10 protein-coding genes are annotated in these 8,762 nt (G+C 62.9%); 4 read left to right on the forward strand and 6 right to left on the reverse strand.

Annotation, left to right across the window (positions count from 1 at the left end; translation table 11 throughout):
* The first annotated feature begins 14 nt into the window (after positions 1-14).
* Positions 15-1,358 (forward strand): Na+/H+ antiporter NhaA, encoded by a 1,344-nt coding sequence (gene nhaA, locus DAD99_RS20545; protein WP_193343032.1) that lies wholly within the window; start codon positions 15-17, stop codon positions 1,356-1,358.
* A gap of 80 nt (positions 1,359-1,438) precedes the next feature.
* Here the strand turns inward: nhaA and DAD99_RS20550 are convergent, their stop codons facing one another.
* The gene (locus tag DAD99_RS20550) at positions 1,439-2,959 is read right to left on the reverse strand and encodes a SulP family inorganic anion transporter (protein WP_193343033.1); all 1,521 of its coding nucleotides are present in this window, start codon (positions 2,957-2,959) and stop codon (positions 1,439-1,441) included.
* A gap of 180 nt (positions 2,960-3,139) precedes the next feature.
* On the opposite strand from DAD99_RS20550, the gene DAD99_RS20555 reads away from it, so the two are divergent.
* Positions 3,140-3,523, forward strand: a complete 384-nt coding sequence (locus tag DAD99_RS20555) for a MerR family transcriptional regulator (protein ID WP_185263462.1) — start codon at positions 3,140-3,142, stop codon at positions 3,521-3,523.
* Positions 3,524-3,807: 284 nt separating this feature from the next.
* Positions 3,808-4,251: a transposase gene (locus DAD99_RS20560; RefSeq protein WP_193343034.1), complete on the forward strand. Its 444-nt coding sequence runs from the start codon at positions 3,808-3,810 to the stop codon at positions 4,249-4,251.
* Between the two features lie 108 nt (positions 4,252-4,359).
* On the opposite strand, the gene DAD99_RS20565 is transcribed toward DAD99_RS20560, so the two are convergent.
* From DAD99_RS20565 to DAD99_RS20585, 5 genes are all read right to left on the reverse strand, one after another.
* On the reverse strand, positions 4,360-4,479 hold the full coding sequence (locus DAD99_RS20565; protein WP_227008331.1) for an FAD-dependent oxidoreductase: 120 nt from the start codon (positions 4,477-4,479) through the stop codon (positions 4,360-4,362).
* Between the two features lie 446 nt (positions 4,480-4,925).
* The gene (locus DAD99_RS20570; protein WP_185263464.1) at positions 4,926-5,333 is read right to left on the reverse strand and encodes a four-helix bundle copper-binding protein; all 408 of its coding nucleotides are present in this window, start codon (positions 5,331-5,333) and stop codon (positions 4,926-4,928) included.
* A 59-nt stretch (positions 5,334-5,392) separates the two neighbouring features.
* Positions 5,393-5,869 (reverse strand): hypothetical protein, encoded by a 477-nt coding sequence (locus tag DAD99_RS20575; RefSeq protein ID WP_193343035.1) that lies wholly within the window; start codon positions 5,867-5,869, stop codon positions 5,393-5,395.
* A gap of 222 nt (positions 5,870-6,091) precedes the next feature.
* Positions 6,092-7,456 (reverse strand): DUF2254 domain-containing protein, encoded by a 1,365-nt coding sequence (locus tag DAD99_RS20580; protein WP_227008332.1) that lies wholly within the window; start codon positions 7,454-7,456, stop codon positions 6,092-6,094.
* 205 nt (positions 7,457-7,661) lie between these two features.
* On the reverse strand, positions 7,662-7,832 hold the full coding sequence (locus DAD99_RS20585) for a hypothetical protein (RefSeq protein WP_193343036.1): 171 nt from the start codon (positions 7,830-7,832) through the stop codon (positions 7,662-7,664).
* Between the two features lie 291 nt (positions 7,833-8,123).
* On the opposite strand from DAD99_RS20585, the gene DAD99_RS20590 reads away from it, so the two are divergent.
* On the forward strand, positions 8,124-8,762 hold a 639-nt coding region (locus DAD99_RS20590; RefSeq protein WP_193343037.1), incomplete at its 3' end, for a CHRD domain-containing protein.

Genomic DNA, 8,762 nt, shown 5'->3' on the forward strand with positions numbered 1-8,762 from the left:
TTTAGGACACCTTCATGAGTAAAAAACCTTCTGCTCCTCCGCGTTCCTCCGTTTTGGGACGGGGGAGCTACGGCGAAGTCCTGCGAATCGGTGAAATCCTGCGGAAGGAAACCGTTGGCGGGATCTTACTGGTCGCCGCAGCAGTCATTGCCCTGATCTGGGCCAATTCCCCGGTCTCCGATAGCTACTTCGCGTTGCGGGACTTCCGCGTCGGGTTCGAGCCCTGGCATCTGGAACTCAGCTTGGGGGCCTGGGCTTCAGACGGGTTGTTGGCGATCTTTTTCTTTCTTGTGGGGCTGGAACTCAAACGTGAGTTCGTGGCCGGAGACCTTCGCCAGTTCAGTAAATCTGTGGTGCCCATCGCAGCGGCTGTCGGCGGTGTAGCAGTTCCTGCCGTTATTTATGCGCTGATCAATCTGGCCAGTCCTGAGACCCTGCGGGGCTGGGCCATCCCTACGGCAACCGACATTGCTTTCGCAGTGGCTGTGCTGGCGATCATCGGGTCGCACCTGCCCAGTGCGCTGCGGATCTTCCTGCTGACTTTGGCCGTGGTCGATGACCTTCTGGCCATCAGCATCATCGCGGTGTTCTACTCCTCCGATATCCAGGCCGGGCCGCTGCTGCTGGCCCTCCTTCCGCTGGCGGTTTACACGTTCCTGGCTCAGAAGTACCGCCGGTTCTTTGGCACCAGACCCGCCGCGGCGTGGGTAATCCTTCTCCCTCTGGGCGTAATCACCTGGGCGTTGGTGCATGCCTCCGGTATCCACGCCACCGTCGCCGGTGTACTCCTGGGGTTCGCTATCCCTGTCATCCGGTCCCAGGCCAGCGGCGGCCCCGCTGCCGGACCTGGCCTCTCTGAGATCTTCGAACACCGGTTCCGGCCTATTTCCGCCGGCATCGCAGTCCCGGTTTTCGCTTTCTTCGCCGCCGGTGTCTCCGTGGGTGGCTGGGACGGTCTGATCTCGGCTCTGACCGATCCTGTAGCCATCGGCATCATCGTGGCGTTGGTGCTGGGCAAACCAATCGGAATCCTGGGCACCACCTGGCTCCTCACCAAGGCCACCCGCGCGTCTCTGGACAAGTCCCTGAAGTGGATCGATGTATTCGGAGTCTCGCTTTTGGCTGGGATCGGCTTCACGGTTTCACTCCTCGTGGCCGAGCTGAGCTTCGGACAGGGCAGCGCTCATGATGACCACGCCAAGGTCGGAATCCTCGCCGCGTCGTTGTTGGCCGCCCTCCTGGCGGCGGCAGTACTGGTCACGCGGAACCGTCAGTACCGTGCCGTGCAGGCCGAAGAAGCCATCGATACAGACCAAGACGGCATCCCGGACGTCTACCAGGAAGACCGCCACCGTTGACCTCACCCGAAACACACACCTGAAGGGTCCCCTACCGGCTATGCGGTAGGGGACCCTCTGCGTAAGGGAGGCCGCGGGGGTCAGTGGCCGCCGAGTTTGCCTCCGAGGCGTTCACGCATCAGGATGCTGGCATCGTTGAGGCCGATGATTTTCACGTCAATAGCGTGGTGGCGGTACTTCTCGGTGATCGCGTCCAAGGCCGCAATCGTGGACGCGTCCCAGAGGTGGGAGGCGTGCATATCGATGATCACGTGTGCCGGGTCCAGAGCGTATTCGAACTGGGTGTAGAGGTCGTTCGAGGAGGCAAAGAACAGCTCCCCGTCCACCACATAGGTCGCGGTTTCGTGCCCGCCAACGGAGCTGACGGTGCGTTCGACTGTGACGAGGTGTGCGACCCTGCGGGCGAACAGCACCATCGCCACAAGAACACCGACGCCGACGCCGATGGCTAGGTTGTGAGTGGCGACGACCACGATGACAGTGGCGACCATGACCAGGGTTTCGCTCTTGGGCATCATCTTCAGGGTCCGGGGCTGGATGCTGTGCCAGTCGAAGGTGGCCCAGGAAACGAAGATCATGACCGCGACGAGGGCGGCCATCGGTATAACGGAGACGAAATCCCCGAGGGCGACGACGAGGATGAGCAGGAAAACGCCGGCGAGGAAGGTGGAGATCCGGGTACGGGCGCCGGAGGCTTTGACGTTGATCATGGTCTGGCCGATCATCGCGCAGCCGCCCATGCCGCCGGTGAACCCGGTGACGATGTTTGCCACGCCCTGGCCCCACGCCTCGCGGGTCTTGTGCGAGCGGGTATCGGTTACGTCGTCAACCAGTTTGGCGGTCATCAGGGATTCGAGCAGGCCCACGAAGGCCATGGCGAGGGCGAAGGGGAAGATGATCTGCAGGGTCTCCAGGTTGATCGGCACGTTCGGGATGAACAGGGTCGGCAACGACTCGGGGAGTTCTCCCTTATCTCCCACGGTCGGGACAGCCACGGAGACGAAAACCGTGATGAGTGTCAGCACGACGATGGCGACCAACGGGGCCGGCACAGCCTTGGTCAGCTTCGGCAGGCCGAACACGATCACGAGCGCCAACACAACGAGGGGGTAGACCAGCCACGGAACATTGATGAGTTCGGGAACCTGGGACATGAAGATCAGGATGGCCAGGGCGTTGACGAAGCCCACCATCACCGAGCGGGGAATAAAGCGCATCAGCTTCGCCACACCTGACAGACCGAGAATGATCTGGAAGACTCCGGCCAGGATGACGGCGGCGACGAAATAGTCCAGGCCGTGGGACTTCACCAGCGGTGCGATCACCAAAGCAATCGCACCGGTCGCCGCCGAGATCATGGCCGGACGGCCGCCGACGAAGGCAATCGTCACGGCCATGGTGAAGGAGGCAAAGAGCCCGATCCGCGGATCGACGCCGGCGATGATCGAGAAGGCGATCGCTTCAGGGATCAGCGCGAGGGCGACGACCAGTCCGGCGAGGACTTCGGTCTTTAGCCGGCGCGGAGACTTGAGGGTTTCCCGGACAGACTGCAGTTGTTCAGGGGTATAGGCCGGGTTATCCCCGGCGGTCTTGACGGCCATTGCTGGCTCCGTTCATGGTCAGGAAGACGCGCGCATGCGGCTTCGCTTTGTCGAAGAATGTAGGGGCGCAACGCCGCGCCGGGAAGAGCGGGAACTGCCCTTGCAGGTCTCACCACTCACCAGAAACTCTACCCTAACGTGATGGTAGGGTTTGAAATCAGAACAGGACGGAGGCCCCTGATGACGGCAAAAACAAGCACGGGCACGATGCACATTGGTGAACTGGCAGAACGGACGGGTCTGTCCCTGCGGACCATTCGCCACTACGACGACGTCGGTCTGTTGCCGGCCACTGCGCGGACCGACGGGGGCTTCCGGGTCTATTCGGAGGCTGATTTCGAGCGCCTCATGGTCATCAAGCAGATGAAGCCGCTGGGGTTTTCGCTGGAGGAAATGGCCGGGATCCTCGGCATCCTGGCCCCGGACGAGGCCATGGGCGCCACGGAGGAGGCGCACGCCCGACTCTGCGGGTTCCTGGAGAAAGCGGTCCATCAACGGGCCAAGATAGCCCGGAACCTGGCCCAAGCGGACGAGTTCATCCAGAGGCTCAGCGCACGGCCCTAGACAATATGAAGTGTGGTGCTGAACTTGCCCGTCCGGGCCGGCCATTATCGCCGGGCGGTCCCTCAGCGCCGGCTTGGTGTGATCCGTTTCCGGTCTCAGGAATGCGGCGGTGCGGGACCGGATCCCCGGCGGTGATGTCCTTTATCCCGGACGGGCAGGTGATGTCGGGGAGAAGTGTGAGGGGGCCGGGGCCTTCTGTTTCACAGAGGTCCGTGGGTTGCCATTGACGGCTCCTTTGGCCCGGCGGCTTGGCGGGGGTGCAATGGTAGTGCCACATGTGAAGTTTGGGAGGTCCCGGCTATGTATCAGCATACTTTCATCGGTCTGGATGTTCACGCGTCTACGAATCCGGCCCCACCGGGTTCGTCCTGGCCCGATACCTGCAGACCGCAGGTATCAGCTGCGTGATCACGGCGTCCTCGAAACTGCTCCGCGCACCCGGGGACCGGATTAAAACCGACCGGCGCGACGCCCGGGTGCTGGCCGAAATGCTCGCGGTCGGCTCGGTCACCGAGGTGCGGATCCCTGACCCCGAGGAAGAAGCCCTCCGGGACCTGTCCCGGCTGCGTTCCGGCACGGCCAGGGACCTCGCGCACGCCCGCCGGCACCTGAACGCCATCTTGCTGCGCCACGGCATCCGCTACCCCAAAGAGACCAGATGGACGAAAGAACACAGCCTGTGGCTGCACCGCCAGCGCTTTGAAGAACCGGCGCTGCAGTTCACCTAGCAGGCCGATCTCAAGCAGGCCGAACTGCTCGCCGGGCACCTTAAGCGGATCGACAAGCAGGTCGCCGCCAAAGAAGTCCATCATGTAGCCATCGGGGCGCGGAGCGGCCTAGCCATCGGGGCGCGGAGCGGCCGATTTCTCGAGGAGCTCGACATCCCAACCGGCCACGCCGAGCTGGCGGGCAACGACCAGGCCCGCAATGCCTGCCCCGACAATCACCGCCTTCATGTCCTGCCTCCACCGATCAGATATGGCAGGCTGAAGAGGGCTGACAGCAAGCACAGGAGCACCGTCAACACCCGCCGGATCATTCCTCACTCCTTCCCCGCGGGCGGTCCCGCCCGAACGTCTCACCATCAGCGACCGGGCAGGAGCCTCCTGCAACCATGACCGCTGGACACCGGCCCGGTCAGTCCCGCCGTTGATCGAATCTAAACCCGCACACGCACCTGTACGTCAGCAGGCCGCCGTCATTCCTTCCTGGGGACCCAATAGGCAGTCCCGGGTCCACGGTTACCGGCTGCATGGGCTCACCGCAGTGGATGTGTGTGATCAGCATCCGGCGCAGTTGCGGATCCTCTGAGAGCCCGCCCCGCGCTGCGGTGCTTGGCCGCGCCTTCTGCCGGGCACCACGATCCGCCCGGGAAGTCTGTGAATGTGTCATTATTACCCCCTCAGCCCAAAGAGGTGAGCAGATCAGCGCACGCCTGCTCGCAGCGGCGACAGACTTCGGCGCACACCTCGCAGTGGCGGTGCATCGACGCATGCTGCCCGCATTCATCGGCGCACGCCTTGCAGACGGTACGGCACGCTTCCAGCACTGCGCGGGTGATGTCAGCGTCGTAGCTGCCGTGGCGCGAGAGAATCTTCCCGGTCGCCACGCAGATATCGACGCAGTCAAGATTGGTGCGGATGCACATGGTCAGCTCGGCGACCATCTCTTCACTGAGGCAGGCGTCGGCGCACGCGGTGCACGTCTGAGCGCACTCAAAGCACGCCTGGATGCATTCCACGAGCTTGGCTTTATCAATGTTTCCGAGGTCCTCAGGATGGGCGTCCAGCATGGACTGTACATGTGTCATTGGTTTCTCTTTCCGGATCTGAACAGCGGGTCGTGACGGAGTGGAACAGCGAACCGTTTCTACGTCCTGCTGATGGAAAGCTTGACCACCGTCAGCGCCGGCAAAGCCGGTTCCGAAGGTACAACGCTATAAAGAATTCCGTCACCGGGCTCCTGGTGTGTCAAGGACGGCGGGTCCACTGCGCCAGTCCTCACCGGTGCCGGTTCGCTCCGGGGAGCCAGACGCCGTTCACAGCATTCCTGATCCAGATCCTCAGGCTCAACGGACGGGCCGGCCTCGAGGACGACGCTGACGGGCTGGGACGCCGATGCCGAAGGGCCGGCATGGCTGGCTGCGGTTTCCGGCGGCATTGCCTCAACGTCCCGTTTCTCCATTGACTGGAAGGAACTGTGACCCGGGACGATGGCGTACCGGCTGCCGTGAGTGTAGGTGGCAGCCCCCGCAAGGAGGAGGGCCAGAAGGAACCACACGAATACGCCGCGCACCGGGAACGGGCAGCGAAGCATTCCTCGTGAAGACCAACTCAGCGCGGCCATTTCCACTTCCTGGTGGACACCATCTGTCCAGACTAATCTCCGGCCACCGTTCAAACCATCACACGTGCATTACTTTTTGCGTCGGCTTGGAAGGCCACGCTGCGGAACGCGCCTTGCCAGCATGCCAAGGCTGCGACGAGTACCGCTGCCGCCTTGGCAATCTCAAGCGCAGGGCACCAAGCCCCGGCCGGGCACTGACTGTCCCGTTCCGGGCCGGGAATCTCACGGGCTCTCCTTGTTGCCGGGGTGCAGATTCTCTGTCTGCAAGAGGTTTATGGAGTCTGCCTGCTCCAGCAGGCTCCGCCGTTCTCCCGGCGAATAGTCAGCGGCACCGATCGCGTTGCGCATTCGGCCCAGATGCTCTCGGACAGCCATCCGGTATTTGTCCTTCCGGTCGCACCAGGTGAGTTCCCGAAGCAAGCCCAGGAGCCGGCCTGCAACGGCCGGATCTGCCGCTCCGTATTGCCTGGGCTGGTTCATCGCCATGTCGAGAAGGTCCTCGAGTTCCGGAAGCGAAACCACAACCCTCACCCGCCCGCGGTCGTCCGTGAGCTGCTCAGGGCCAGGGTTTCGCTCCGCCAGCCGGCACAGGAGTACGGAAAGGTGCCCGATGACGTGCACTGCGGTGGTGGGGTCGTTGATGCCTGGCGAGAGTGCACGGGCAGCGACGTCGACCAGCTGGCGAAATCCGAATCCGACGTCCTGGACGTTGGTGCGTTCAAACCCGGTGGCCACAGCGGCGTTAACCGCCTCAGTCAGCCTTTCCCGGGCTGAGGATGTGAGCGTTGTGCCCGGCTGAACGGGCCAGGCGGTGGCGAAGGGAACACCAGCCACCAGGGAACTGCCCGGTTCCCGGTCAATCCTTATCACTGCCCCCGCATCTTCGGCGGCCCGCTTCAGTGCGCCCTTGTCAACGGAGGTCAGGAATCCGGAACTGGTGGAGTTGATGAGGATCTTCCCCTCTGCCGGGACCGGATCCGGTACCGGCAGGGAGCGGTCCGCCGGGAAGACACGGTCGATGGTCTCCTGGGTTTCCACGTTGACCCTGCGCATCATGGTTTCCACCCGGATCTCCCGGGTGAGATGCGCCAAAAAGAGCACCAGCCCGATAACACTGCCTATGGCGAGAACGAACGCGACAGTGACGGAAATTTCAGGTACGAACGGGCTGCTTCCGCTGCCTTCGCCGCGGACGCTTCGAAGGACGGTCAACGCGAAAGCAAAGGCAGCCAGAAAGAGGGCCAGCGTCCCGTGGACGAACCGATCCGAGGTAAAAGTCCGCAGCAGCCGCGGGGAAAACTGGCTGCTGGCCAGCTGCAACGTGACCACGGTGAGTGAAAACGTCAGGGACGTCACCGTGATCAGGGAACCCGAGATCGCCTGCAATACAGCCCTGGCCGCCTCCGGCCCTCCACTGAAGAGAACAACTGTGACACTTTCTGGCAACTTGCCGTCAACTGCAGCATCCAGGGCGGGCACCGCCGTCCCGAGACCCACAGCCAGCGCAACCGCCAACACCGGAAGAGGCCACAGCTGTGTCCGCAACGCATCCATCCAATGATCGACACGCCCAGTCATCGGGAACATGCCCCCAGCCTTACAGGTGCTTCAGTCATTGTCTTCACTCCCATCAGAGGATCAGATACGGAGAGTCCTTTTCTTCGTTATCAGTACCCTGGGTACTGATAACGAAGCTCGCCGAACCGGAAATATTAAGCGTACTGTCCACTACGTCCCGGTGTCCGTATAAAGCACCCCAAAACCCTCCAACGCCACAGGAGTACCCATGCCATTAGAAGCCCGAGCAGTGCTGGAGACCGGGCAGGAATCGCATGTGGCTTGATTCCTGGGCGGAGATCTTGCGGGTCATGATCATCGGCTCGGTGTAGTACGGGACCTTGGTGGCCCTTCTGGGGGCCTCGAGCAAAAGCACCCTGGGGCAGCTGAACGCTTTCGACTTCATCGTCACCGTCGCCTTCTGTGAAGGGTCGGCGGCGCATAAACAGCTGCGCAGGAACCGCCTCAGCGAGTCCGAGGTGCGCAGGCCACCGCAGGGTCTCAGGACTGGCCAGATTGATCAGCGCATACATAACGGCAGGAACTGCTACGCCGCCGACAGACGCTGCGATGGGCACCACGGATTTACTGAACTGCCACATCCGCGCCCATCCGGTCCGCGTGTTGTTCCGAAGTACAGGTATCCCCGTTCCGGGGGGTGCCAACGTCACACTCGCGTGTATGAGGAGATCTTTCAATGAATAAGACACTTCGCTTTATGGCTGTCCCCACCCTGGCGTTGGCCGCACTGGCCCTTTCCAGTTCCCCCGCGATGGCAGCGGATCAGTCCTACCAGTCGACCCTGGGCCAGATTAACGGCAGCACAGGTTCGGGCACCGTCACTGTTGACGTTACCGGCAATCAGGCCCACGTTGTCCTGAACGTTTCGGGCCTGGCCTCGACGTTTATGGATGCACCGTACCCGCACGTCCAGCACATTCATGGCGGAGCCCAGGGCACCTGTCCGGCACCGTCGGCGGATAAGGACGGCGACGCGGTGGTTTCGACCACCGAAGGTGCCCCGTTCTACGGCGGTATCGTCACCACTCTCTCCACCAGCGGGGACACCAGCCCGGCAGCGGGCTTGGATCTGAAGGTCGCCGGGCAGGGCGCCTCCTACACCGTTGACCGCACGTTTGAGCTGAACGCCGAGACCAAGGCCGCCCTGGCTGCCGGTACGGCCGTTGTTGTGGTCCACGGCCTTGACCCCGCCGCGCTCAGCGCGGCCGGCCAGGCCGCCAAGTCAGACCTGGCACCGACCCTGCCGCTGGCCGCGACGTCCCCTGCCCTGTGCGGGACCTTGACGGCCGGGCAGATGAAGATGCCCGCCGGCGGC

The organism is Pseudarthrobacter sp. AB1, assembly GCF_014926485.1.
In the GTDB taxonomy this organism is placed as follows: Bacteria; Actinomycetota; Actinomycetes; order Actinomycetales; family Micrococcaceae; genus Arthrobacter.